Annotated in this window: 19 protein-coding genes; 6 read left to right on the top strand and 13 right to left on the bottom strand. The window is 63.1% G+C overall.

Translation table 11 applies throughout. The annotated features are described in order from the left end of the window. The first annotated feature begins 19 nt into the window (after positions 1-19). The 5 genes from LB526_RS00960 to LB526_RS00940 all read left to right on the top strand — a co-directional run bounded on the left by LB526_RS00960 (position 20) and on the right by LB526_RS00940 (position 5544). A complete protein-coding gene (locus LB526_RS00960; protein ID WP_224625724.1) occupies positions 20-1042 on the top strand; it encodes an amidohydrolase family protein in 1023 nt (340 codons plus the stop codon). Positions 1043-1046: 4 nt separating this feature from the next. Next, positions 1047-1844 carry an iron-sulfur cluster assembly protein gene (locus LB526_RS00955; protein ID WP_224625722.1) on the top strand — a complete coding sequence of 266 codons (798 nt, stop codon included), beginning with the start codon at positions 1047-1049 and terminating at the stop codon, positions 1842-1844. Positions 1845-1920: 76 nt separating this feature from the next. Then, a complete protein-coding gene (locus LB526_RS00950) occupies positions 1921-3552 on the top strand; it encodes a molecular chaperone GroEL (RefSeq protein WP_140839148.1) in 1632 nt (543 codons plus the stop codon). Positions 3553-3581: 29 nt separating this feature from the next. Next, positions 3582-4625 (top strand): NAD(P)-dependent alcohol dehydrogenase, encoded by a 1044-nt coding sequence (locus LB526_RS00945; RefSeq protein ID WP_140535659.1) that lies wholly within the window; start codon positions 3582-3584, stop codon positions 4623-4625. Positions 4626-4695: 70 nt separating this feature from the next. Next, positions 4696-5544 (top strand): aquaporin, encoded by an 849-nt coding sequence (locus LB526_RS00940; protein WP_411966922.1) that lies wholly within the window; start codon positions 4696-4698, stop codon positions 5542-5544. Here the strand turns inward: LB526_RS00940 and LB526_RS00935 are convergent. The 3 genes from LB526_RS00935 to LB526_RS00925 form a co-directional block, all read right to left on the bottom strand. Next, on the bottom strand, positions 5456-7477 hold the full coding sequence (locus tag LB526_RS00935; RefSeq protein ID WP_224625720.1) for a sigma-54-dependent Fis family transcriptional regulator: 2022 nt from the start codon (positions 7475-7477) through the stop codon (positions 5456-5458). The genes LB526_RS00940 and LB526_RS00935 overlap by 89 nt on opposite strands. 146 nt (positions 7478-7623) lie before the next feature. After that, positions 7624-8097 (bottom strand): hypothetical protein, encoded by a 474-nt coding sequence (locus LB526_RS00930; protein WP_224600596.1) that lies wholly within the window; start codon positions 8095-8097, stop codon positions 7624-7626. A 238-nt stretch (positions 8098-8335) separates the two neighbouring features. Next, complete coding sequence (locus LB526_RS00925) at positions 8336-8542, bottom strand: hypothetical protein (RefSeq protein WP_224625719.1); 207 nt, start codon at positions 8540-8542, stop codon at positions 8336-8338. Positions 8543-8893: 351 nt separating this feature from the next. Here LB526_RS00925 and LB526_RS00920 point away from each other — a divergent pair, with 351 nt between their 5' ends. Then, the gene (locus tag LB526_RS00920) at positions 8894-11482 is read left to right on the top strand and encodes an EAL domain-containing protein (protein WP_224625718.1); all 2589 of its coding nucleotides are present in this window, start codon (positions 8894-8896) and stop codon (positions 11480-11482) included. A 165-nt stretch (positions 11483-11647) separates the two neighbouring features. Here LB526_RS00920 and LB526_RS00915 read toward each other — a convergent pair whose 3' ends face one another. The 10 genes from LB526_RS00915 to LB526_RS00870 form a co-directional block, all read right to left on the bottom strand. Next, the gene (locus tag LB526_RS00915; RefSeq protein WP_224625717.1) at positions 11648-12397 is read right to left on the bottom strand and encodes a glucose 1-dehydrogenase; all 750 of its coding nucleotides are present in this window, start codon (positions 12395-12397) and stop codon (positions 11648-11650) included. An 89-nt stretch (positions 12398-12486) separates the two neighbouring features. Further along, positions 12487-13491, bottom strand: coding sequence for a sugar-binding protein (locus LB526_RS00910; RefSeq protein WP_224523067.1), 1005 nt, complete (start codon positions 13489-13491; stop codon positions 12487-12489). Positions 13492-13542: 51 nt separating this feature from the next. Continuing rightward, positions 13543-14625, bottom strand: a complete 1083-nt coding sequence (locus tag LB526_RS00905; protein WP_224517261.1) for an ABC transporter permease — start codon at positions 14623-14625, stop codon at positions 13543-13545. Positions 14626-14659: 34 nt separating this feature from the next. Continuing rightward, the gene (locus LB526_RS00900) at positions 14660-15400 is read right to left on the bottom strand and encodes an ATP-binding cassette domain-containing protein (RefSeq protein WP_224625716.1); all 741 of its coding nucleotides are present in this window, start codon (positions 15398-15400) and stop codon (positions 14660-14662) included. Positions 15401-15992: 592 nt separating this feature from the next. Continuing rightward, positions 15993-16805, bottom strand: a complete 813-nt coding sequence (locus LB526_RS00895; RefSeq protein WP_224625715.1) for an NAD-dependent epimerase/dehydratase family protein — start codon at positions 16803-16805, stop codon at positions 15993-15995. 3 nt (positions 16806-16808) lie between these two features. After that, the gene (locus LB526_RS00890; RefSeq protein WP_224625714.1) at positions 16809-18011 is read right to left on the bottom strand and encodes a pyridoxal phosphate-dependent aminotransferase; all 1203 of its coding nucleotides are present in this window, start codon (positions 18009-18011) and stop codon (positions 16809-16811) included. Then, a complete protein-coding gene (locus LB526_RS00885; RefSeq protein ID WP_224625713.1) occupies positions 18011-19627 on the bottom strand; it encodes a hydantoinase B/oxoprolinase family protein in 1617 nt (538 codons plus the stop codon). The genes LB526_RS00890 and LB526_RS00885 overlap by 1 nt, the downstream gene beginning before the upstream one ends. Further along, positions 19624-21720 (bottom strand): hydantoinase/oxoprolinase family protein, encoded by a 2097-nt coding sequence (locus LB526_RS00880; RefSeq protein ID WP_224625712.1) that lies wholly within the window; start codon positions 21718-21720, stop codon positions 19624-19626. Before LB526_RS00880 ends, LB526_RS00885 begins: the two co-directional genes overlap by 4 nt. Further along, positions 21717-23387, bottom strand: coding sequence for a thiamine pyrophosphate-binding protein (locus LB526_RS00875; protein WP_224625711.1), 1671 nt, complete (start codon positions 23385-23387; stop codon positions 21717-21719). Before LB526_RS00875 ends, LB526_RS00880 begins: the two co-directional genes overlap by 4 nt. 121 nt (positions 23388-23508) lie before the next feature. Beyond that, positions 23509-24912 (bottom strand): FAD-binding oxidoreductase, encoded by a 1404-nt coding sequence (locus LB526_RS00870; protein WP_224625710.1) that lies wholly within the window; start codon positions 24910-24912, stop codon positions 23509-23511. Positions 24913-24947: the final 35 nt, after the last annotated feature.

The raw sequence follows: 24947 nt of genomic DNA, 5'->3' as shown, positions 1-24947 counted from the left end.
GACGATTGCGGAGGCAAGAATGTACAGGACACCTGAAGGCAAAGACATTTTCGTGGTCGATGGCCACACCCATTTCTGGGACGGCAGCCCGGAGAACCAAAGGAACATCCACGGCAAGCAGTTCATCGACTGCTTCTACGCCTATCATACGGGACTGAGCCCGAAGGAGCAGCTTTGGGAGAAGGGCAAGTTCGAGAAATACAGCGCCGACGATCTCTATCGCGACCTGTTCATAGACGGTCCGGACGACGTGGCGATCGTCCAGTCGACCTATCTGAAGGATTTCTACAAGAACGGGTTCAACACGATCGAGCGCAACGCGGAGGTCGCCAAGCGCTACCCGGAGCGCTTCATCATCAATGGGTCCTTCGATCCGCGCGACGGCGAGAAGGCGCTGGAATACATCCACTTCATGAAGGAGACTTATGACGTCAAGGGCGTGAAGATGTACACGGCCGAGTGGAATGGCGCCTCCAAGGGCTGGAAGCTCACCGATCCCGATGCCTACAGGTGCTTCGAGCTCTGTGAAAAACTCGGCATCAAAAACATTCACGTCCACAAGGGCCCGACAATCATCCCGCTCAGCAAGGACGCGTTCGACGTGCATGACGTCGACCACGCAGCGACGGATTTCCAGGGCTTGAACTGGATCATCGAGCATTGCGGCCTGCCGCGCCTCGACGATTTCTGCTGGATCGCGACGCAGGAAACCAATGTCTATGGCGGCCTTGCCGTGGCGCTGCCCTTCATCCATTCGCGCCCGCGCTATTTCGGCGAGGTCATTGCCGAGCTGCTGTTCTGGATCGGGCCGGAGAAGATCCTGTTCGGCTCCGACTATGCGATCTGGACGCCGCGCTGGCTCGTCGAGAAATTCTGGGCGTATCAGATCCCCGAGGATATCGCCGCGGAACGCGGCGTGCAGCTGACCGACGAGATCAAGGAGAAGATCCTCGGGCTGAATGCCGCGCGCCTTTACAACATCGACGTCGAAGCGAAGAAGAAGGCGCTCGCAAGTTCGCCCTTCAGCATCGCGGCGGAGTAGGGCCATGGCAACCGCCAGCGTTTCCGACAGCCGCGAGAAGGAACTCTGGCGGCGCCTTGGCGAGGTCAATGACCCGGAACTCGACGAGCCGATCACCGAGATGGGTTTCGTCGAGCGCGCCGAGATGACGGGCGACGGCAGCGTGGAGGTCGATTTCCGCCTGCCGACCTACTGGTGCTCGCCCAACTTCGCTTTCCTCATGCTCGACGGCGTCCGCAAGGCGCTCGACCAGCTTTCCTGGTCGCCCGCCTATCGCGTGAAACTGCACGATCATATGTTCGCGGAGGAGGTCAATCGCGGCATCGAAGCCGGCAAGGCATTCGGCGACATATTCGCCGAGTTAGCCGCAGACGCGGATCTCGGCGCCGTGCGCGAAACCTTCAGGATGAAGGCATTCAAGCGCCGCCAGGAAGCGGTCCTGCGCGGACTTCGGCAGCACCGCCTGACGGATGTCGAAATCCTCGGCATGGACCTGCCGGCATACGATGCCGCCAGCTTCGAGCCGGGCGAGGCGGCCATGCAGAAGCCACGGTACCGAGCAGCGCTGCTGGAGCGGTTTCCCGATCGCCGTATGGACGATCCCGTCTTCGTCACCTGGGAAGGGCGGCAAATTCCGCCTGCCGCGCTCAGTGCCCATCTCGCCGAGTTGCGCGGTGTGCGTGTCAACATGGAGTTCAACGGTGCGCTTTGCCGTGGGCTCAAGCAGACAAGATACAAGGAACTGAGCGTGGTCGAAGGCGAGCCGACGCTGGTCGACTTCATCATGGATCGCGTGCCGGCGCGAAACGCGCCGGCCGTCTAAGCAGCGTCGAAAGCAACGGCCTCCCTCGCACGAGGCCCCCAACCAACAACCCGCCCGTAAGGCGGAAGGAGGAATCATGCCTAAAATTATGCTTCACAATTCCGAGGCCCGCCGGGCCCTTGCCCGTGGCGTGTTCAGGCTGGCGGCGGCGGTCGAACCGACGCTCGGTCCCAAAGGCATGAACGCCATGATCGACCGGCCGATCGGAACGCCTATGGTGACCCGCGACGGCGTCAGCATCGCTTCCGAGATCGAGCTGCATGACCGTTTCGAGAACATGGGCGCGCAGGTCGTCCGCGAGGTGTCGATGCAGACCAACGAGGTCGCCGGCGACGGCACCACGACCGCCATCGTGCTCGCCAACGCGCTGATCCAGGGCGGCATCGAGGCCAATGAGCGCGGCGCCAAATCAGTCGATCTCTGCAAGGGCATCAACCTTGCCGTTGCGGCGGTCGTGACGGCCCTCAAGGCATCGGCCAAGCCCGCCAAGGGCAATGGCGTCCTCGCCTCGGTTGCCAACATCGCCGCGACCGATGCCAAGCTTGGCGCGCTGGTGGCGCAAGCGCATGAGCGCGTTGGCGCGGAAGGCGTCATCACCACCGATTTCAGCGTGACCACCGAGACCACGCTGGACGTGGTCGAGGGCATGTCCTTCGACCGCGGCTACCTCTCGCATCACATGGTGACGGACCAGGAGAAGATGGAGGCCGTGCTCGAGCGGCCCTTCATCCTGATGACCGATCTCAAGATCAAGGAGCCCACGGCGCTGGAGACTGCGCGCCGTATCGCCGACGAGGCGGGGCGCCCGTTGCTGATCGTGTCCGAGGAAGTGTCGCCGGAAGTTGTGGTCACGCTGCTCGGCAAGCAGGGGCCAGGCAAATACCTTGTCGTCCATCCGCCGGAATATGGCCATTGGCGAAAGGCCATGATGGAGGACCTGGCGATCATCACCGGCGGTAGGGTGATAGCCCGCGACCTCGGCGGCCGGCTGGAGGACATCACAGTCGACGATCTTGGGACCGCTGACCGGGTGAAAACCAGCTCATCCTACACCTCGATCATTCGCGGCGGCGGCGACCATGACGCGATCGCGGCGCGCCGCGCGCAGGTGCAGCGGCAGTATGAGGCCGCGCCGCCGAACATCGAGCAGGACAAGCTGCGCGAGCGCCTGGCTAAGCTCTCCGGCGGTACCGCGATCCTCTATGCCGGCGGCGTCACGCCGGTCGAGCAGAAGCGGACCATCCAGCTGATCGAGGATTCGCTGAATGCGGTGCGCGCGGCGTCCGAGGAGGGCGTGGTTGCCGGTGGCGGCTCGGCGTTGGCCCAGATCGCGCCGCTGCTCGACAAGGTGGCGACCGGTGTCGACGGCGATGTCGCCGAAGGCGTGCGCCTGGTCCGGTCGGTGCTGACACGGCCGCTCTGGCGCATCGCCGCCAATGCCGGCGCCGATCCCGAAGCCGTGGTAGCCGAGGTGACGCGCATCAACGGCGGCTACGGTTATAACGCATCCGCCGGCAGCTACCAGAACATGTTCGAAGCCGGGATCATCGATCCTGTCCGCGTCACCTACACCGCGCTGGCCAATGCCGCCTCCGTGGCGACGCTGATCCTGACCACCGAGACACTGATCGGCGATCTTGCCGAGGATGAGGACCCGACGGCCGGGCCGGCGCTCGGCGGCGGCGCGGAAAAGCTTGGCCGCGCCTGAAACAATTCCGGACCTGAAAGGACACGACGATGAAAGCCGCAAGACTTTACGAATACGACCCGCACATGAACGTCAAGCTCAAGATCGAGGAGGTCAAGGCGCCGACGATCACGGCCCCGGACGAGGTCATCGTGCGGGTAGGTGCCGCCGGCCTCTGCCGCACCGACCTCCATATCATTGAAGGTGTGTGGAAACCGACCATGGACCCCGACGGCAGCCTTCTGCCTTACATCATGGGTCATGAGAACGCCGGCTGGGTCGAGGAGGTCGGCAGCGGCGTCAGATCGGTCAAGCGCGGCGATGCCGTGATCTGCCATCCGTTCCGCTCTTGCGGCATCTGCCTCAACTGCCGGCACGGCGAGGATATGTACTGCGACAATGGCCAGTTCCCTGGACTGGGCATGAATGGCGGCTTCGCCGAATATTTCATCACCAGCGAGCGCTCGCTGATCAAGCTCAATGCCAATGTCACGCCGATCGAAGTGGCGCCGCTGGCAGACGCCGGCATCACCGCTTATCGCGCCGCCAAACGGGCGGCGAAGCTTTTGCGGCCGGGGAGCTACTGCGTCCTGCTCGGCATCGGCGGGCTCGGACACATCGCGCTGCAGTCGCTGCATGCGATTTCAGGCTGCCGGATAATCGCCGTCGATCGTGAGCCTGCCGCGCGGGTGCTGGCCAAGGATCTCGGTGCCGACTTCGTCCTCGACGGCGGGCCGAACGTCGTCGAGGAAGTAAAGGCGATCACCGGCGGCGGCGCCCATGTGGTCATCGATTTCGTCGGCGAGCTTGGCGTGGAAAACATCTGCTGGAAGATGGTGCGCAAGGGCGGCCAGCTGTTCGTGGTCGGCTATGGCGGCGCCGTCAACGTGCCGACCGCGCATCTGGTCATCGAGGAAATCAACATCGGCGGCAGCCTGGTCGGCAATTTCACCGAGCTCGTCGAACTGATGGAGCTCAACGCCGACGGCAAGGTCAAGATGCACTACACCGAGTACAACCTTGCCAGCATCAACACCGCGCTCGACGACTTCAAGAACCGGCGCTTCACCGGCCGCGGCGTCATCGTTCCCTGAAAACCTTGGGCCCGGATGGGCGCGGAAAGCCGCGGTATCCGGTCCAGGCGTCATAATCCGGAGAGGAAAAATGAACAAATACATCTGTGAATTCGTCGGAACCTTCGCGCTGGTCTTCTTCGGCTGCGCGACGGTTCTGTTCATGCGTTCCGAGGTCGGACTGCTAGGTGTTGCAATGGCCTTCGGCCTGTCGGTGATTGCGATGGCCTATTCGATCGGGCCGATTTCCGGCGCGCATCTCAACCCGGCGGTAAGCCTTGGCGTCTTCGTTTCGGGCCGGATGAAGGCCAACGATCTCGCCGGCTACGTGGTCGCGCAATGTCTGGGGGCGATCGCTGCCTCGGCGGTGCTCTACGTGATGGCGCAAGGCAAAGGCGGCGGCTATGACGTCGCGGCGAATGGTTTTGCCCAGAACGGCTGGTCGGCCTATTCGGCGACTTCGGCGTTCTTGTTCGAGGCAGTCGCCACATTCCTCTTTCTGCTCGTCATCTTGCGTGCCACTGCGGAGGACGGCGCGGGTGCTCTGGCCGGCCTGGCGATCGGTTTGACGCTGGTCATGATCCACCTCGCCGGCATTGCCGTGTCAGGGTCTTCGGTCAATCCGGCCCGCTCGCTAGGGCCCGCGTTGTTTGCCGGCGGAAGCGCGCTGTCGCAGCTCTGGCTCTATATCGTGGCGCCTTGGCGCTGCCGCAGCCGGACTGGTGCTGCGCGCCGGGATGATCGGCGCCAGCGAACCGGCACCGCAGCTCGCCTGATCGGCCGCTGCCTTTTTGTCGGTAAGATTCCCAAGCCCATGGCGGAACGCCATGGGTTTCTTTTTTGCTGCGTGTTCAGACGAAGCCGCGCCGGATGCCATATTGCTCGAGCTTGCGGTAGAGCGTTGGCCTGGAAATGCCCAGCCGCTGCGCCACCCGGCTGAGATTGCCGCCCTCCGCGGTCAGCGCATTCTTCAACGCCTGGTGTTCCGCCTCGGCTAGCGTGCCAGCGGGCTCTTCGGGGGAGGCTGCCGTGTTGCTGCCCGGCTGCGGCTTGGAACCGCCATCCGTGATTTCCTCGGGAAGGTCGTGCAGTCCGATACCGCGGCCGCGCGCCAGGATGTGCAGCCGTCCGACGAGGTTCTTCAGCTCGCGCACATTGCCCGGCCACCGATAGGCGAGCAATGCAGCGACAGCTTCCTGCGAGAATTCCAACGGCTCGTCGCCTGATGCAGCGGCGATCTTCCGGTTGAAATGTTCGATCAGCAGCAGCACGTCCTCGCCGCGATCGCGCAGCGGCGGCACAGTGATCGAGACGGCGCCGATCCGATAATAGAGGTCGCGGCGGAAACGACCCGCAGCGACTTCCTGCTTGAGGTCTCGATTGGTCGAGGCGACGAGCCGGACGTCGACTGGCCGGCCTCGGTTGTCGCCGATACGGTGGACCACGCGCTCTTCCAGGACACGCAACAGAAACGGCTGGATCTCGAGCGGCATCTCGCCGATCTCGTCGAGGCTGAGCACGCCGCCATTGGCAAGCTCGAAGACACCCGGTTTGCCGTCGCGTGATGCGCCGGTGAAGGCGCCGGCGACATGGCCGAACAGCTCGCTGCCGAACAAGTCCTTTGTGATGGCGCCGCAATTCATCGCGATGAACGGGTCATTGTCCGTACGCCGGCTGCCGGCATGGACGAGCCGCGCGAACAGCTCCTTGCCGACGCCGGTCTCGCCTTCGACCAGCAGCGAGGCGACGCTTTTCGATCGCGCGACGCGGCAGGCGACATCGACTGCGGCAAGCAGTGCCTCGCTCTCGCCGACTATCATTGCGGCTGCGTCTTGAAGATGCTTGTCCGCCTCCCGGTTGATCACGGTCAGGCTCGAAACTGTCGGCGCCGACGGGAACACCAGCGCCGCGCCGCGCAAGTCGCCATCGAGCTTGAGCGGTGTGATGTGGCAGGAGCGCAGATGAGCCGGCAGAGCCTTGGCGATATCGGCCTCCGAACCCGACGACGGAAGGTTCATCAGCCAGCGGCCGCGGCCCGCGTCTATCGGGCCGCTGGTCATTTCGGCGGCTTCGCCGTCGGGCAGGTTGTTTCGGTAGATCGCGCGCCCGCGATGATCGACGATCACCAGTCCATCTTTTCGGCGATAGCCGGGAGCCGAGGAAATGAAAGCTTCGAGCAGGCGTGTGCGCTGCTCCTGTTGCTGCTCTGCCAATGCTTTTTCGATCTGGCGGGCCGTGGCGGCGACAAGCGCGGTGTTGTGCGGTCGGAAGATCGGCGAGTAGCCTGACAAGTCGACGACCCCGACTATCTTGCCGTCCAGCGGATCGCGGATCGGCGCCCCGGCGCAGGTCCAGGACTTGATGCCGGCGCAGAAGTGCTCCGCCGCATGGACGAAAGTCGGTTCCCCGGTCCACAGCGCCGTGCCGATGCCGTTGGTCCCGACGGCGCCCTCATTCCATTTGCCGCCGATGGCCAGATGAATATCCATGCCGTCATGCAGGGTCTTCTTGTCGCCGATGGCATCGATCAGCACGCCGTCGCTGTCGGCAAGAACCAGCATCGCGCCGGTGCCCTCCAGCAACTGACCGATGGAGGCGAAGGATCGGCGCGCCGCCGAGAGCAGTTCGGCATTGGCCCGGGTCAGGTACTCGATTTCGTCGCGATCGCTGCTCAGCGGCGCTTCGATTCCCTGAGCGTTGATGCCGCCGGTGGCGCTGCGATACCAGGAGTCGTGAATGAGGGAGCGGACGTGGCTTGGGCGGATCGGATCGCGGACACATTTGGGCTCGTCCGCCAGAAAATCTTCCCAAGCGCGCATGGTGGCGCGCTCGTCATAGTCGATGCTGCCCAGAGCGATTTGATTGCTGGCCAACGACGCACGCGTCTGAAGAGCATCGATCTTCATCTGATTAGGCCCAGGATCGCGTTTCATTCAGTCATTACGGAACCTTCGAGGCATGCCAATGCTGTATGCTGTCTTGGATCGGACGTGCCGAAGCCGGTCCAATCGCTTACCGGTCAATTGATACCTAGTTTCGCGCCGATGTCGGTGGCGAGCTGTTCTTCGGAGTAGGTGGCGGTGAGGCGACGCCCGTCCATTTCGGCAAGCTTCGCGGCGACGGCTTCGTCGACCGGCGCGAAGTAGCCGTTCTGCTTGGTGGCCAATACGAAAATGTGCTCGCCGCCGCGATCGCGGATATCGCCGATATGATGAAGCTGACGGCCTGTGTTTTGATCCTTCGAGATCACACGCCCATTGAGGCTGACATGCACGGACGGGTTGGCCTCGGCCACAGATCCGGTTGCGCCGCCAACGTGAAAGATAAGGCCTTGAGCCTTCGGTTTCTGGCGTGGCTGTTTCGAAGCTGAATAACCGCCGGCGCTGAGCTGGTCGGCAAGGCGCACGATGGTTGAGCGGTTCTGCTCAATCAGCCTTTTGACTTGAGCATCCTCGCGCCGCGGGCCATCCCGCTTGGAGATGATCTCGACCATGAATCCTCCCAGATTCGTCGGCAGTGCCGGTATGGCAATTTTTCTTGCTTGCAGCGGACCTTACACTGCCACAGTCGAGTCCGCCATTCATATTAGTTAGTGCCGAAATGGATGTCGTTGGTAGCAGGTGGCTGCTACACCGGGGTATTCGTAGGTTGAGCAATGCCCGTGTCATGCCGCCTTGCTCTTCGATTCCGAGGGCTCGCTGTTGAATGAGTGTGCTGTTGCAGGAGACATTCTATTTCCCGTATCGCTGCTCCAGCGCTTCGGCAATATGTTCGCAAAGCAACTCCCCGGTGACGATGGTGACGTGGAGACGGATGCGTGCGCCCCGCGGATCGACCATCGTGACCACCGCGCCGCGGTCGGAGTATTCGAACGTGTCCAGAACCTTGTGAATGACAAAGTCAGCTACATTGGGTGCCGAGCCGGCCTGATTTTCCACGGCTTTCCTCCATCCCGAAATCAGCGGGTCCCTTTGGCAGCAGTCACGTGCTTAGGCGGTCTCCTTCGACAGCTGCCCGATCGTTAAATATGTAGCGGATTACCTCAACGTCCAGAAGAGTATTGACCCGCCATCCCTGTTGAGCGGCGAATATCTCTTTGTTCACAAGCGCAAAGGATAAGTGCCCCGGTCGTCATATCGTTGAAGCAGACAACGACGAAGTGCAGATTACGCTAAACACCATCTTAAGTCAGCCTTAATACATTTCAGCGCGAGATTGGCGAGGCGCTTCCAATCAGTCCCGCTATTGGCGCCTGCGGGCGGGACTGACCTTATCAGGTCAGCGTTAACATGAAACGGTTCAAGGACATAAGTGTCGGCAGCAAGCTCACGCTGGGCTTTGGATTGGCACTGCTTTGCACCGTGACGGTCGGGGTATTTGGGGTCGCACAGCTGCGGTCGCTCAATAAGGTCACGAGCGAGATCACCGGAGTTTGGTTGCCCCAGGTGCAGATCGTCGACGAGATGAAGCGCAACCTTGCGGAGCACCGGCTCTACGCGACGCTGCGCATGCGTGCCGAAAACTCTCAGCAAATCGCTGACATCGACAAGGAGATGGCGAGAGAGAGCGAAGAAATGCTCCAAGATCGGCGCGCCTACCGCAGGAGCGCCGGATCACCTGCCGAGCAGGAACTGTTCGATCAATTCGTCAACCTCTGGACGGCGTATCAAGATTCCCTGTCGTCGATCATTCCACTTCTCGATACCGCGGAGCGAACGAAGGCAGCTAACGAGTTCGAGGCGGTGTCGCTCCCCACGATTGCGGCGGCGGCTCAGCGGCTGGATGGCCTCTTGGCACTCACCAATCAGCGCAGCAAGGCTGCCGCAGCCATCGCGGACCGCACCTACACCATCGCGCAGCGGCTCGTTTGGGCCGCGATCGCCTTTGCTGCCGTGTGCCTTGGCGTGCTTGTCGCCTGGATTCGCCATAATGTCAGCAAGCCGATCCTGGCCGTGAGCGAAGCGATGCACCGGTTGACGCGAGGGGAACACCGCTCGACGCTGGTTGCGCTCAGAAAGGATCGGCGCGACGAGGTCGGAATATTGTTCACGGCCTTTGCCGGCTACCGCGCCAGCCTGGAGCGCAGCATCGCCCTGGCTCGCGATGCCGAGTTGGAGCGGCAGAATCTGGCTGCCGCTGCCGCGAACATGCCTGTGGGCCTATGTATGTTCGATGCCGGCCGACGGCTGGTTTTCTGCAATCAGGCCTATGCCGACTTCTATCGCCTGCCGGAGGCCCTGACCCACCCTGGTTCCCGGTGGGCCGATTTGATGCGTTTCCGGATTGCGGCGGGACTTTATGTAGGCCAGGACCCGGACAGATATCTGGAAGAGCTCTCGGCGACCATCGACCGCGCCGAGCGCGTCGTGAGCCTGGTGGAGCTCAGGGACGGGCGCACCATCGATCTCATTCATCAGCCGCTGCCGGGCGGCGGATGGCTTGCCACGCATCACGACGTGACCGACTTGCGGCGCAGCGAGGCTCGCATATCGCACATGGCTCGCCATGACGGGCTTACCGATCTTCCAAACCGGATATTGTTTCGCGAACGCGCAGAGGACGCCTTGGCCGAGATGGCTCGCAGAGATGGCAAGGTCGCCTTCCTTTGCCTCGATCTCGATCATTTCAAGACTGTCAACGACACGCTAGGGCATCCGGTCGGCGACGCCTTGCTCAAGGAGGTCGCCGCAAGGCTGAAGCAGATCGTGCGCGAGGACGACACTGTTGCCAGACTAGGTGGCGACGAGTTCGTGATCATTCAAAATGGGGTCGATCAGCCGGTCGAGGCCACCGCCCTTGCGCAACGCGTCATTGATGCGCTGAGCGCGCCTTATATCGCCGACGGCCATGGCGTCACCGTCAGCGCCAGCGTCGGCATCTCGATTGCGCCTGACGACGGCACAAACGCCGACCAGTTGCTCAAGAACGGCGACATGGCGCTCTATCGGGCAAAGGCGGAGGGTCGCAGAACATACAGGTTCTTCGAGCCGGACATGGATGCCCGCATGCAGGCGCGGCGGGTTCTCGAACTCGATCTGCGCGACGCGTTGGGACGGCAGCAGTTCGAGATCTACTACCAGCCGCTCCTCAATCTCGAAAGCGGCGAGGTCAGCTGTTTCGAGGCGCTGTTGCGCTGGCATCACCCGACGCGGGGTATCGTTTCGCCGTCCGAGTTCATCCCCTTGGCTGAAGAGATCGGCTTGATTGTTCCGATTGGGGAATGGGTGATCAAGCAAGCCTGTCTCGACGCAGCAAGCTGGCCCGAAGGCATCAGGGTTGCCGTCAACCTGTCGCCGACGCAGTTTCGCAATGCCCGCTTGCTCTCGACGATTGTCGCAGCGTTGGATGCCTCGGGATTGCCCGCGAGCCGTCCCGAGCTTGAAATCACCGAGACCGTGCTGCTGGCCAACACCCAGGCTACTCTCGCGATGCTGCAACAGATCCACTTGCTGGGTGTCCATATCGCGATGGACGACTTCGGGACCGGATATTCGAGTTTGAGCTATCTGCGCTCGTTTCCGTTCGACAAGATCAAGATTGACCAGTCCTTCGTAAAGGACGCTGAGGATATCGACAGCTCCGTCGCCATCATCCGGGCCGTCACCAGCCTCGGCAACAGCCTTGGGATGCAGACCACCGCCGAAGGGATAGAGACGGCCGAGCAACTGGAACGGGTGCGAAGAGAAGGCTGCACGGAAGCGCAAGGCTTCCTGTTCAGTCGGCCACTACCGGCTCGGGAGATCCCCGCGATGCTGGAGCGCACACGTTCCGTCGTGGCCGGCGACATCAGCGAGCTTGCGCCCGAAACGACAGGCGAGCGGAAGAAAGAACAGGTCTCCGCCGGCCGGCTTGGCAGGAGTGCGTCTGCCCGGGGTTGACTGAAGTCGGCAAGATGCCCCGCGCAGAGAACAAACCTGCTCGCGGTACTTGCATAGCCAACACTGGCTCATATCGGCGGGTCCTAATGAACGCGCCGGCGCGGCCGTGACGTTGAAGCCGCCAGTGCCATCCGGAACAGGCTCTGACGGGCTGCGGTTCGCAGGTCAGAGGGAAACCGATAGTCCGCCGTCCACCGCCAGCACATGTCCATTGACGTAACCGGCAGCGTTAGAGGCGAGAAACACCACGGCTCCGCCGAGTTCCTCAGGCTTGGCCCAGCGGCCTGCGGGGGTTCGTGCCTCGACCCATTTGGTGAAAGCCTCATCGTTGATAAGCGCGGTATTGAGCTCGGTTGCGAAATAGCCGGGGGCGATCGCGTTGATTGTTATCCCGTGACGGCCCATTTCGGCGGCGGCGGAGCGCGTCAGTCCATGCAGGCCCGCCTTTGCCGCCACATAGGCGTGAATGGTGGGACGGCCAAGGATCGCCGCAACCGATCCAGTGTTTATGATGCGGCCGAATTTGTTCGGCAGCATCAGACGCACTGCATCACGCATCATGCGAAAGCAGGCCGACAGATTGACGGCAATCACACGGTCGAAATCCTCGTCCTCCCATTCGACCAAAGGCCTGCGATGCTGGATGCCGGCGTTGTTGATCAGGATATCGAGGCGGCCGTGGCGTTCGACGATTGCTTGGAGCGCCGCCCTTGAGACCGCCGCGTCGGCAACGTCGAACGGCAGGGCTTCGGCCCCGATGCTTTCCGCCGCCGCGGAGAGGGCGTTCGTGCCGCGGGCGTTGACGATTACCGTCGCACCGTTTTCCGCAAGTGCTTTGGCCATGGCGAAGCCGAGGCCGCGCGAAGCACCCGTGACCAATGCGACACGGCCCTTGAGCGAGAACAATTCCGACATTGAAGCCCCTGGAGCGAGATGAGAATGCTTCAATCTAGCCGCATCTCGCTTCAACGAACGGGCGGGAGTTGCCTCCCGCCCAAAAAACCCTATTTGGCGACGCAGGTATCCGCCGTCTGCGGAGTGCAGACGTCGAGGCCGGTGTAGGTCGGGTCAGCCGGCGGAGCCTTGCCGTCCTTCATATCCTTCAATGCCATCATCGTCTTGTAGCCCATTTCGAACGGCCGCTGGCCGACCTGGCCAAGGGAGAGACCTTCCTTCATCTGATCGATCTGGACGGGAAGCGTGTCGGCGACGACAAGGGCCAGGGCCTTCGAGGCGATCTTGTCCTTGTACGGGGCTACCGCAGCTCGGTTGGCATCTGGGATGAACTGCGGGAAGCCACCGGTTGGGATGAATGCGTCGAGGTTCGGGTTTTTCCCCATGATGTCCTCGAATTGCTGCACCGAAAGCGGGAAATCATCGTTGGTATAGAGCGGACAGCCTTCGATTTCGGTCCAGCCATTCTGGCCCGTCAGCCGATCCCCGGGCGAGGCTGCCGATTTGGTGCCCGAAAGCGTATCGCGAATGCCCTGCATGCGCTCATTGTGGTTGGCCGCCGCCGCGCCGCCCGACTGGATACAGATCGTGCCGCCCTTGGGCTTAATCTGCATGGCAAGCTTGGCAAGGTTCACGCCGATCTCATAATTGTGGGTCCCGATATAGGCGGCGCGAAGATCCTTGTTCTCGGGCAGGAGGTCGGAATCCCAGGTGAGGACCGGGATGCCGGCTTCCTTGGCTGCCTGCAGCGCGACTGCCATCGCCGCGGCATTCGATGGCGACACGGCGATGCCGTCCACCTTCTTGGCAACGAGGTCCTGCACGATCTGTACCTGCTCGTCGCCGCCCCCATGCTCTCCGGGGCCGATATACATGCACTCCAGGGCCCCATTCGATTCGGCTTCGGCTTTCTTGCAGCCGTCGCGTGCCTGGTCGAAGAAAGGATTGTTCATGTTCTTCGGCACCAGGGCGAAGGTGTATTTCGCCTGGGCGCCGGAAACGGCGAGCACCATTGCGCCAAGCGCCACGGCCGCCGTCAACAGATGTTTTCTCATGGGACGTTCTCCTCCTTGGTGTGATCCCGCAGGCCTCCCGCCGGCGGGTTTCTAACGGCTTCGTTTGGGCATCAAGGCTGCCAGCGACGCTGCGAGCATCGATCTGCCGCCGGTTTGCATGCCCAAAAGAACCGCAAGAACGATGAAGGCGCCCACGAAGGCACCCTGCCAATTTGAATCGATGCCGGCCATCAGCAGTGCATTCCTGATCACCTCGAGGAAGGCCGAACCGATTATCGCGCCGAACGCCGTGCCGGCGCCGCCCATGAGGCTGGCTCCGCCAATGACTGTCGCGGCGATCACGCGCAGCTCATAACCTTGGCCCATGGCATTGATGGCCGAGCCGTTGTAACCAAGCAGCAGCAGCGAGGCGAGCGAGGCGGTGAAAGCCGAGAAGACATAGGCCTGGAATTTGATCCAGTCGACCGGCACGCCGGTAAGCCGGGCGGCCTCCTCGTTACCACCGATGGCGAAGAGATGTCGGGCCCAGGCGGTGAAATTGAACACGAAGCCGACGATTAGGGCCAGAATCACCATAGTCCAAAACTGCGATGACAGTCCCGGTATCCAGTGGGGTGCCCAGTCCTGCGGCCCATGCAGCGGCCATCTCGCCTGACCGATCGCCTTCACGATCGGAGCATCGGGCCCGAACTGGTAGAGCATCTGGTTGGCCGAGAACACGACCGCCAGCGAACGCGCCACGGACAGCATCCCGAGGGTGACCACGAAGGACGGCATTCCGACATAAGCAACAAAGAACCCGTTGACCGCGCCGCAGGCCAGACCGGAGAAAAGGCCGATGGCGAAGGCGACGTACCAAGGATAGTGCCAGGTCAGGAACAGGCCGGCGACGATGGCCACCAGGCCCATGATCGACCCGACCGACAGATCGATGCCACCGGTGATGATCACCACCGTCATGCCGAGCGCCATGAGGCCGAAAGGTGCGAAGTTGCGCGTGACGTTGGCGACGTTTTCGGAGGTGCCGAAGCTCGGCTCGATGGCTGTCATCAACATGACGAGAGCAATGAGCGCGATTGTCACCCAGAATGGCTGACTTGAAACCACACGCTGCAGCGCCGTCTTCTCCTTGGTCGGGATGAAGTCCGCCATGGCCGGGCGGCTGGTTTCCACGAGCGACTCCCTGACGCTAACCGACTGCCGAGCACTATTCGCCACGGATGGCCCCCGTTATTAGTCCGGTGATTTCCTCGGGCGAGGTGTCGTCGACCTGCTTGTCGGCAACCTTCGAACCTCGCCTCAGCACGATGATACGATCTGCGACGGCGAAAACGTCAGGCATGCGGTGGCTGATCAACATGACCCCGACCCCTTGCGCCTTGAGGCGTCGGATCAGTTCGAGCACTTCCGCCACCTGGCGTACGGAGATTGCGGCGGTCGGCTCGTCCATCAACACCAGCTTGGCGTTCGAAAGCCGGGTTCGTGCGATGGCTACCGCTTGGCGCTGCCCACCCGACATCTTCCTGACCAGGTCGCGCGGTCGGGTTTCCGATTTGAGTTCTTCGAACAGCGCTGCCGAGCGGTCGATCATCGCCTGCTTATTGAGCACCCTGATCGGCCAGAAGCCCTTCTTGATCTCACGGCCAAGAAAGACGTTCTGCGCGGCCGTTAGATTGTCGGCGAGCGCCAGGTCCTGATAGACGACTTCGATTCCTTTAGCACGCGCCTGGACGGGTTTGTGGAATTGACAAACCTCGCCGTCCACTACGATTTCGCCGTCGTTCGGCGGGAAGTTCCCGGCCACTGTCTTGACTATCGTCGACTTGCCGGCGCCGTTGTCCCCCATGAGACCCACGACTTCGCCCCGCTCTACCTGGAAGCTGACGTCGGTCAGGGCCTGGATGGCTCCAAAGTTCTTGGAAACATGGCGAACTTCAAGCACCGGCATCGCGGTCCTCCCCGGACAACATTGCCAACCCTGTCCCGGACTTATGCAAGACAGCTAATCAGCGAAACGCATTCAACACAATCATTATTAGATCAGGATTTTGGGGGCGTTGGAGCAAGGGTGCGACTTGCGGCGCAATAGGATCTTTGATACCGCCGGCTCGTCTCTGCTTGTGCGCAACGAAGGGACTCCGGGCGTGCACCGGCCAGCATGCCGTTGAGAATAGCGCAACCGATGGCAATCTTGGCTTTCGGGCGACAAGGCGCGGACTCGTAGACGTCGGCCGATGTGTCCCTTATAGCGCCGAAGACGAGCACGTCTTCAATCTGCTCGCCTTTTCTTATCTCGAAGGTCGAATGAGCAGTTTACAACGGCTGACTGAGTTTGGCGCCCAGCTTTGCGCCTGATGCCGGCCATTCCAGCAGAGCTTTGCCTCCTCCGGGAAGCGGACATCGCAGGGTGACAATGCCGGATGTCGTCGGATTCCAGAGGCAGACGACGCGAAATTGAATCCGCCACCCTCGGTGCGCTTGGTTCGGCGCCTCCCTACTGGTGACGCGGAGACGGATGCGTGCGCCCTGCGGATCGACCCTCAGGACGGCTTGTCGTCCGGATGGCCGAGCTCGCAGAACCAGCCGCCGAGATATTTCACTGACGGTCTTTTCGGATCGGGAACCGGCGTCTTCGCCTCGACGGCGGCGCGGAATGGCTCGGCGCTGTCCTGTGGGATAAATCCCAGATGGTTCGCGCCGCTGTTGTCGACCATCTTCAGCTTGTTATCGGAAATGCCGTAAGAGATGGTGTGGCCGACGCGCGGCGCGGTCAGCGATGCCTCGACCAGGCGCACGCAATCGGCAAAGGATAGGTACGACCACAGCATACGGCGGTCGGCCGGTTCAGGGAAGGACGAGAAGATGCGCAGGCATACCGTCTCGATGCCGAACTTGTCCCAATAGAGCCGGCTGAGACTCTCGACAAAGTTTTTCGACACGCCGTAGAGGCTGTCGGGACGCACCGGCGCGTCGACGCCGATATGCGCCTCGACCTCGTGGTAGCCGATGGCATGCACCGACGAGGCGTAGATGACGCGCTTGACGCCATGTTTCCGGGCGCCTTCATAGATGTGGTAGGAGCCGCGGATGCTGGAATCGAGGATGGTCTGCCACTCGCATTCGAGCGGCGCGCCGCCGAAATGCACGATCGCGTCGCAGTCCTTGGTCGCTGCGATCGCGGCTTCCATGTCGGCGAGATCGAAAACCGCTTCCTCTTCGTGAGGCGCGAGATCGCCGAACGGGTGGCGCCCCGCCAGGCGAATCGTCTTGGCCAGCGGCACCAGCCCCTTGCGCAGCTCCGATCCAAGCCGGCCGGCGGCGCCGGTGATCAGGATACGTTCGTAATGCGGCATCGTTTACTCCACTTGCGCTACGGCGGTATTGATCCGCGAGATCGCCTCGGCCAGCACCTCTTCGTTGGTCGCGGTCGAGATGCGGAAATAGGGTGACAGTCCGTAGGCGCCGCCGGGCACCGACGCCACCCGGCCTTCACTCAGCAGGTAATTCGCAACCGCGGTATCGTCTTCCAGCACGACGCCCTTCGGGGTCTTGCGGCCGATCAGGCTGGCGCAGCCGATATAGGCATAGAAGGCACCTTCCGGCGGCGACAGCGTCAGCCCGTTGATCTTCCCGATGCCGTCCACGACCAGATCGCGGCGCCTCTCGAAAGCCTGGCGGAAGCGCGCGACTTCGTCCTGCGGACCGTTGAGCGCGGCTACGGTCGCGGCCTGCGCGATCGAGCACACCGAGGTGCAGGACTGGCTCTGGATCGTCGACATCGCCTTGACGAGCGGCGCGGGTCCCGCCGCGTAACCGACGCGCCACCCGGTCATCGCGTAGGATTTCGAGACGCCGTTGACGATCAGCGTGCGGTCCTTGAGCTCGGGGCAGGCCTTGCCGAAGGAAACGAACTCGCGCCCGTCGAACAGGATGTGCTCGTAGATCTCGTCGGAGAGGACGAGCACTTGCGGGTGCATGGCTAGAATGGCGCCGAGTGCGCGCAAATCCGACTCCGAATAGACCGCGCCGGATGGATTACCCGGCATGTTGAGGAAGAGCCATTTCGTCCTCGGCGTGATTGTTTTTTCCAAGAGCGCTGGGGTCAGCCGGAAACCGGTGGTCTCCGGGCATTCGACGACGACCGGCGTGCCGCCGAGCAGCTTCACCATTTCGGGATAGGAGACGAAGTAGGGCGCCGGCAGGATCGCCTCGTCGCCCGTCTCCAGCGTTGCCATCAGCGCGTTGAAGATGATCTGCTTGGCGCCGTTGGCCACCACGATGTCATCGGCCGTGTAGTCCAGGCCGTTCTCGCGTCGGAATTTGCCGGCCACAGCCTGGCGCACCTCGGCCGTGCCGGCAGCGGCGGTGTAGAGGGTTTGTCCCGCTTTCGCCGCGAAATGCGCGGCATCGATGATGTGGAGGGGCGTCGGAAAGTCGGGCTCGCCCAGGCCGAGATCGATCACGTCCACGCCCCTGGCGCGTAGCGCCTTGGCGGCCTGCGAAGCGGCCATCGAGGCCGAAGGCTTCACCACCGAAAGGCGCGAGGCAATATAGCTCATCAGTCGTTCTCCGTGATGTAACCCTTGGACCGATCGTTGGCTCGTGCGGCCGCACGGCGTTTAGCCGGATCGCCATAGCCGCCGCCGCCTGGCAGTTCGAGGATCAGCCGGCGTCCCGCCGGCACATGCTGCCAGCCCTTGGGCCGCATCTTCGTGCCGTCGTCGAGCTTGACCAGGCCGGCAGTGCCCGGCTTGCCGCCGTTACGGCCGTGGGCCGGATGATTGACGCGGTCGAACATGGCCGAGAAGTCGAATTCGTGGCCATCGGTCGCCTCGATCTCGATGATCTGTCCGAGGCCGCCGCGGAATTCGCCGTCGCCGCCGGAGTTAGGGCGCAGCTCCTTACGCCAGATGACGATCGGGCCGGTATGCTCGGTGGCCTCGATCGGCATGGTGTGGACGCCGGACGGGAAGGCCGTCGCCGACAAGCCGTCGAGCTCGGGGCGGGCGCCCATGCCGCCGGAATTGAACATAAGCACTTCGGCGCGGCGACCGGATGCGCCTGAAACAGGGCGCGCCGAAATATGGATGTTCCAGAGTGCGCCGGCGCCTTCCGCGAGGATTTTTCCGGGTAACGCCTTCGAGAAGGCGCCGAGCACCAGATCGGGAACCATGTGGCCGAAAATATGCCTGAGCGCCACCGGCGCCGGTCGCACGGCGTTCAGGATGTTGACCGGTGAGGATACGGTGAAGAAGGCGAGCGAGGCTGCATTGTTGGGAATGTCGGGCGCCACCATGCATTTCAGCGCATAGCAGGCATAGGCCTTGCTGTAGATGATCGGGCAGTTGATGCCCCAGCGGCTCATCGGATCTGTGCCGGTGAAATCGACTTCGACATGGTCGTCGCGGACTGAGACCGTCGCTGCGAGCTTGACCGGCTCGTCATAACCGTCGGTCACCAGCTCGTTCGACCAGCTTCCCTTGGGTAGCGCCTCGATGCGCTCGAGCATCGCGTCGCGAGTGCGCGAGAAGATGAAGTCGCCGAGCCCGTCGAGCGAGGTGAGGCCGATCTCCTTCATCATGTCGACGAGGCGGCGATGGCCGACCTCGTTGCAGGCTGCGAGCGAATAGAAATCGCCGACGACCTGGTTGGGTTCGCGGACATTGGCGCGCAGGATGCGGACGAGGTCGAGATTGACCTTGCCCTTCTCGGCGAACTTCATGATCGGGATCTGGATGCCTTCCTCATAGACCGATTTGCCGTCGGCGCCGAAGCCGCGGCCGCCGACATCGACCACATGCGCCGTGCAGGCGAAGAAGGCGACGAGCTTGCCATTGAGGAAGGACGGCGAGACCATGGTGATGTCGTGCAGGTGGCCGGTGCCGAGCCAGGGATCGTTGGTGACGTAAGTGTCGCCCTCGAACATTTGATCGCGCGGGATCTCGTTCATGAAATGCAGCACGGCTTCGGCCATGGTGTTGACGTGGCCGGGCGTGCCGGTCACCGCCTGCGCCAGCATTTGGCCGCGCGGATCGAACACGCCGGCCGACAGGTCGCCGGATTCGCGCACCGAGGTCGAGAAGGCGGTGCGCAAAAGCGTGAGCGCCTGCTCCTCGACCACCGAGATCAACCGGTTCCACATGACCTGCATGCGGATTTCGCCAATATCGCTCATGCCTGGCTGCCTTTGCGGGTCAGGAGGATCGCGCCGTCGCTCTGGATGACGGCGTCGAAGCTGGTGGTGACAACGGTCGATGTCTCGCGCTCGACGATGACGGCCGGGCCAGCGATGCGATCGCCGGCGCACAGCGCCTCGCGTTCGACGATGCCGTAGCTCTGCGGCGCCCCCGTTGCCGGATCGAAGACCGCGCGGGTCGTCGTCGGTTGGCTGGTCTTCTTGCCTGCGGTGAGCTCGTGCGTGGTGCCGGCCGGACGAATATCGGTCGCCTTCACCGACCAGGTGACGATCTCAATCTCCAGCCCGTCGAGCCCGTCGATGGCGCGGCCGAAGAAGCGCTGATAGCTGGTCTCGAACAGCGCCTTGAGCCTGGCGGCCGCATCGTCGCCGAACGGCTCGTCCGATACCGGCACGGGGATTTCCCAGCCCTGGCCGGCATAGCGCATGAAGGCGGTGATCTCGCAGACGATCTGGCCACTGGCGCCGGTGCGGACAAAGCCTTCGGCGGAGGCTTTGAGATCGGAGAGCAGGGCGTTGACTTCGGCCGGCTTGAAGCGCGAAAGGCGCGTCAGTTTCGAGGCCAGCGCCTCGTAGCCGAACGGCGCCTTGAGGAAACCGATCGCCGATCCAACGCCGGCGCCGCGCGGCACGATGCACTGATCGATGCCGAGCTTTTCGCAAAGCCTTGCCGCATGCAGAGGCGCTGCGCCGCCAAAGGCGATCATCAGATTGTCGGAAATGTTCTTGCCGTTCTCAACGGCGTGTACGCGGGCGGCGTTGGCCATGTTCTCGTCCACCACCTCGCAGATGCCGAAGGCGGTCGACATGGCATTCAGCGACAGGCGCTCGCCGACATCGCGCAGGATCGCCTGCTCGGAAGCGGAGATGTCGAGCTTGATCGCGCCGCCGGCGAAATTGTGCGGATCAAGCTTGCCGAGCACCAGGTCGGCGTCGGTGATCGCCGGGCGTTTGCCGCCGCGGCCGTAGCAGGCCGGGCCAGGTTCCGAGCCCGCGCTTTCCGGCCCGGTCTGGATACGGCCCATAGCGTCCACCCACGCGATCGAGCCGCCGCCGGCGCCGATCTCGATCATCTCGATCACGGGGATCGAGATCGGCATGCCGGAGCCCTTGGAGAAGCGATAGGTGCGCGCCACTTCGAAGGTTCTCGCCGTGCGCGGCGCAAAATCCTCGATCAGGCAGATCTTGGCGGTGGTTCCGCCCATGTCATAGGAGACGACCTTCTCCAGGCCGAAGCGCCGAGCGATGTCGGCGGCAAAAATGGCGCCGCCCGCGGGACCGGACTCGACCAGCCGGACAGGGAATTCAGAAGCAGTTTCCACCGAGATCAGGCCGCCGCCGGAATGGATCATGAAGACCGGGCACTCGGCGCCCATGTCCTTGAGGCGCGTCTGCAGGCGGGCGAGATAGTCGGCCATCTGCGGCCGCACATAGGCGTTGGCGCAGACCGTGTTGAAGCGCTCGAACTCGCGCATCTGCGGCGAGACCTCGGCGCTGATCGAGATCGGGATGGTAAGCTTGCGAGCGAGGATCTGGCGCGCCCGGCGCTCGTGGTCGGGGTTGGCATAAGCGTGGATGAAGCCGATCGCCACCGAGCCGAAATTGCCGGCCAAGATCCGCTCGGCGATTTCCTCTAGGGCTGCTTCGTCGAGCGGTTGCAGTTCCTGGCCCTCGGCGCCGATGCGGCCCTTGACGGTAAAGCGGTCCTCGCGCGGGATCAGCGGTGTCGGCAGTTGCAGGTTGAGATCGTATTGCTCGAAGCGGTTCTCCGTCCGCATCTCGATCACATCGCGAAAGCCTTCTGTCGTGACGAGCGCGGTCCTGGCGCCGCGCCGCTCGATCAGCGCATTGGTGGCGAGCGTGGTGCCGTGGATGATGATGCCTATCTCGGCCGCCAAAATTCCGGCATCGCGGATCACCACCTCAATACCGTCGAGGATCGCCTGCTCGGGCGCCGAATAAGTGGTCAGCACCTTGGTCGAAAACATCGTTCCCCTGACATCGAGGGCGATGTCGGTGAAGGTGCCACCGATGTCCGCGCCGAGGCGAATGTCGTCTGATCTGGAGGTCATGCCGTGGCCTTCTGCGAAGCGAGTGCTGCGTCGCGCATCTGGGAAAGGGTCTGCCGGGGCGTGAGCGCTTCGGGCGAGATGGCGATGTCGAGAACGGCGCCGGTCGCAGACTGCTGGGCCCGCCGGAACGCCGCCGCGAAATGCCCGCTGCTTTCGACGCGCTCGGCGTGAAAACCATAGGCCCTTGCCAGCGCCACGAAGTCCGGGTTTTCCAGCGAGGTGCCGGAGACGCGGGCCGGATAGTTGCGTTCCTGATGCGCGCGGATCGTGCCGTATATGCCGTTGTTGATGATGAGCACGATTGGCTGCGCGCCGGCCTGCATAGCCGTGCCGAGCTCCTGGCAGTTCATCTGGAAGTCGCCGTCGCCGGCAAAGCATACGACTGTGCGCTGCGGAAACGCGACTTTCGCGGCGATGGCTGCAGGCAGGCCATAGCCCATGGCGCCAGACTGCGGGGCAAGCAGCCGCGCGTCCGGCCCGAACTTGAAGAACTTGTTCGGCCACACCGTGAAATTGCCGGCGCCGTTGGTGAGGATGACGTCGGCCGGCAAGGTCTCGCGCAACCAGGCGGTGACCGCGACCATGTCGACCGGGCCGGGCTGGACGGGTGCTGCGAATGTGGCTTCATAGGCCTTGCGCGCTGCCGCGCGCCAGTTGGCCCAGTCCCCTTTCACCGGCGTCAGCGCCTTGGCGAAAGCGTTCGGGCCGGCATGGACGCCGATCGCGGGCACGTAGATCTTGCCGATTTCGCGGTCGGAGCCGTGCACATGGATCAGCTTCTGGCGCGGCACCGGAACGTCGAGCAGCGTGTAGCCGTCGGTCGTCATCTCGCCGAAGCGGACATTGACAGCCAAGATCACGTCAGCATCGCGGATCAGCGTCTTGACATGCGCCACCATGCCGACGCCGGCTTCGCCAACGAAGACTGGCGAATGGTTGTCGAACTGGTCCTGGTAGCGGAAGGCGGCAATGACGGGGATGTCGGAAGGCTCGGCGAAGGCCTGGAGCGCGGCGCGTCCATTTGCCGTCCAGTTGGCCCCGCCTATCAGCAGCACCGGCCTCTCGGCCGCAACCAGCATCTCAAGCGCCGACGAAAGGGCATCCTGCGACGGAGCGGCTTCGAAAATCGAAGCAGGGCCGCTGAGCGGCGCGGCCTCGGTCGCGGTCGTCAGCATGTCTTCGGGCAGCGCGACGACGACGGGGCCGGGCCGGCCGGTCAAGGCGGTGGTCCAAGCGCGCGCCAAGATTTCAGGCAGGCGCTCAACGTCGTCGATCTCGACCGCCCATTTGGCGACGGTGCCGTAGACGGCGCGGTAGTCGATCTCCTGGAAGGCCTCGCGGCCCTTCATATCGGTGCCGACCTGGCCGACGAAGAGGATCATCGGCGAACTATCCTGCATCGCGGTGTGAATGCCGATGCTGGCATTGGTCACGCCTGGGCCGCGGGTCACTAAGCAGATGCCGGGCGATCCCGTCAGCTTGCCGTAGGCCGAGGCCATGAACGCCGCGCCGCCTTCATTGCGGCAAAGCACATAGTCCAGCCTGCCCTTGGTATCGTGCAGCGCGTCGAGAACGGCGAGATAGCTTTCGCCGGGCACGCCAAAGCTCTTGGTCGCGCCTAAGGCGATCAGGCATTCGACAAGAAGGCGACCGCCATTGCGGACCATGCTTCGACATCCTCTTAAGCCGGTGGCAAGCGGACCGAGCCTGCCTTTCGGATTTATACCTGCACTGCGGCCGGTCGACGCGAAATCAAGAAATGCGATCCATACGAAAGTTTTTCTTTCGCTATGAAATCCGCACCAAAACACTGGGGTTCATCATGCCCGACGGATCGAATGCATCCTTCAGCCGTGCCATGAGCTCCCGCTCCACCGGACTTCTGTTTCGGTCGGCCATGGCGATCTTGGCGCGGCCGAGCCCATGCTCGGCGGCGAAGCTCCCGCCCATGTCAGTGGCTGAAGCGGCCAGCGCCTCAGCGAATGCCGCGGCTTTCCCATCGAAATCGGCGCGGCCCGCCGGCGGCGACAGATTGTAATGGATGTTGCCGTCGCCGAGATGGCCGAACGGGTTGATCCGCACGCCCGGAAGAATCTTGTGGCATAGTTTCGCGCCCGCCTCGATGAAGCGCGCGATCGCGCCCGGCGGCACGGAGATGTCGTGCTTGAGCTGCTCGCCCTCCAGCCGCTGGCCTTCCGGCTGCTCCTCGCGCAGGCGCCAGAACTGCGCCCGCTGCGCGCCCGAATTGGCCAGCGCGCCATCGACGACCAGGCCTTGCTCCATGCCCCATTCCAGCGCCGAACCCAGGATGTCGTCGAGGGGGACGCGCGTCGAGCCCGACGCCATCTCGACGAGCAGATAGACGTCGCCCCGCGTCTCCAGCTGATAGGCGAGGTCTGGAAGATGCTTGAGCGCGAGCGTCAGGCCGACATCCGAAAAGAACTCAAGGCCGGCCAGGAACTCTCCGGCCTCGCCACGCAGAAACGCCCCGAACGACACGGCGGCGGCGAAGTCGGACATCACCAGCAGCGCGCTCGCCCGCTGCTTTGGCGAGGGATAGAGCCTGAGGATTGCTCGCGTCACGATGCCGAGCGTGCCTTCCGAACCGCAGAACAGCTTGCGCAGCTGATAGCCTGCATTGTCCTTCTGTACCGCGCGCATTCCGTCCCACACCGTGCCGTCCGTCATGACGACCTCGAGGCCGAGGACCAGATCCTGCATCATGCCGAAGCGAAAGGCCTGGCTGCCGCCGGCATTGATGCCGATCAGACCGCCGATCCTGGCGCTGCCTTCGGCCCCAAGATGCACTGGGAACATCAGGCCACGCGGCTCCAGCGCCTCGTGCAGCGCGGCGAGCACGACGCCTGCCTCAACCGCGATCGAGCCGCTCTCCGGATCCGGCTCGCCGATTGCCGTCATGCGCGACAGCGAGACGATAACCGCGTCGGGCTGCTCGGCGACGGCCCCACCGCACAGGCCGGTATTGCCGCCTTGCGGCACGACTGCCAATCCTGCCTGCCGGCAAGCCTTGACGACCGCGGCCACCTCCGCGGTGCTGGCGGGGCGGGCGACGCCCACGGGCCGGACGCCGTAGCGGTTGAGCCAATCGCGCTGGTAAGGTTGGGCATCATCGCCCGAAAGCCAGCCTTTCGGTCCGAGTATCCCGCGCAGGGCGACTATGGGATCGGTCATTGAAATTCCTGCTGATGTGCGCGCGAACGTTGCAT

Source organism: Mesorhizobium sp. CA6, assembly GCF_020165035.1.
Taxonomy (GTDB): Bacteria; Pseudomonadota; Alphaproteobacteria; order Rhizobiales; family Rhizobiaceae; genus Mesorhizobium.
This window is presented reverse-complemented; position numbering and strand designations above follow the sequence as displayed.

Bases quoted from the DNA above. Each gene is read 5' to 3' on its own strand.
- LB526_RS00960 (WP_224625724.1), top strand. From the start codon at position 20: ATGTACAGGACACCTGAAGGCAAAGACATTTTCGTGGTCGATGGCCAC.
- LB526_RS00955 (WP_224625722.1), top strand. From the start codon at position 1,047: ATGGCAACCGCCAGCGTTTCCGACAGCCGCGAGAAGGAACTCTGGCGG.
- LB526_RS00950 (WP_140839148.1), top strand. From the start codon at position 1,921: ATGCCTAAAATTATGCTTCACAATTCCGAGGCCCGCCGGGCCCTTGCC.
- LB526_RS00945 (WP_140535659.1), top strand. From the start codon at position 3,582: ATGAAAGCCGCAAGACTTTACGAATACGACCCGCACATGAACGTCAAG.
- LB526_RS00940 (WP_411966922.1), top strand. From the start codon at position 4,696: ATGAACAAATACATCTGTGAATTCGTCGGAACCTTCGCGCTGGTCTTC.
- LB526_RS00930 (WP_224600596.1), bottom strand. From the start codon at position 8,097: ATGGTCGAGATCATCTCCAAGCGGGATGGCCCGCGGCGCGAGGATGCT.
- LB526_RS00920 (WP_224625718.1), top strand. From the start codon at position 8,894: ATGAAACGGTTCAAGGACATAAGTGTCGGCAGCAAGCTCACGCTGGGC.
- LB526_RS00915 (WP_224625717.1), bottom strand. From the start codon at position 12,397: ATGTCGGAATTGTTCTCGCTCAAGGGCCGTGTCGCATTGGTCACGGGT.
- LB526_RS00910 (WP_224523067.1), bottom strand. From the start codon at position 13,491: ATGAGAAAACATCTGTTGACGGCGGCCGTGGCGCTTGGCGCAATGGTG.
- LB526_RS00900 (WP_224625716.1), bottom strand. From the start codon at position 15,400: ATGCCGGTGCTTGAAGTTCGCCATGTTTCCAAGAACTTTGGAGCCATC.
- LB526_RS00895 (WP_224625715.1), bottom strand. From the start codon at position 16,805: ATGCCGCATTACGAACGTATCCTGATCACCGGCGCCGCCGGCCGGCTT.
- LB526_RS00890 (WP_224625714.1), bottom strand. From the start codon at position 18,011: ATGAGCTATATTGCCTCGCGCCTTTCGGTGGTGAAGCCTTCGGCCTCG.
- LB526_RS00885 (WP_224625713.1), bottom strand. From the start codon at position 19,627: ATGAGCGATATTGGCGAAATCCGCATGCAGGTCATGTGGAACCGGTTG.
- LB526_RS00880 (WP_224625712.1), bottom strand. From the start codon at position 21,720: ATGACCTCCAGATCAGACGACATTCGCCTCGGCGCGGACATCGGTGGC.
- LB526_RS00875 (WP_224625711.1), bottom strand. From the start codon at position 23,387: ATGGTCCGCAATGGCGGTCGCCTTCTTGTCGAATGCCTGATCGCCTTA.
- LB526_RS00870 (WP_224625710.1), bottom strand. From the start codon at position 24,912: ATGACCGATCCCATAGTCGCCCTGCGCGGGATACTCGGACCGAAAGGC.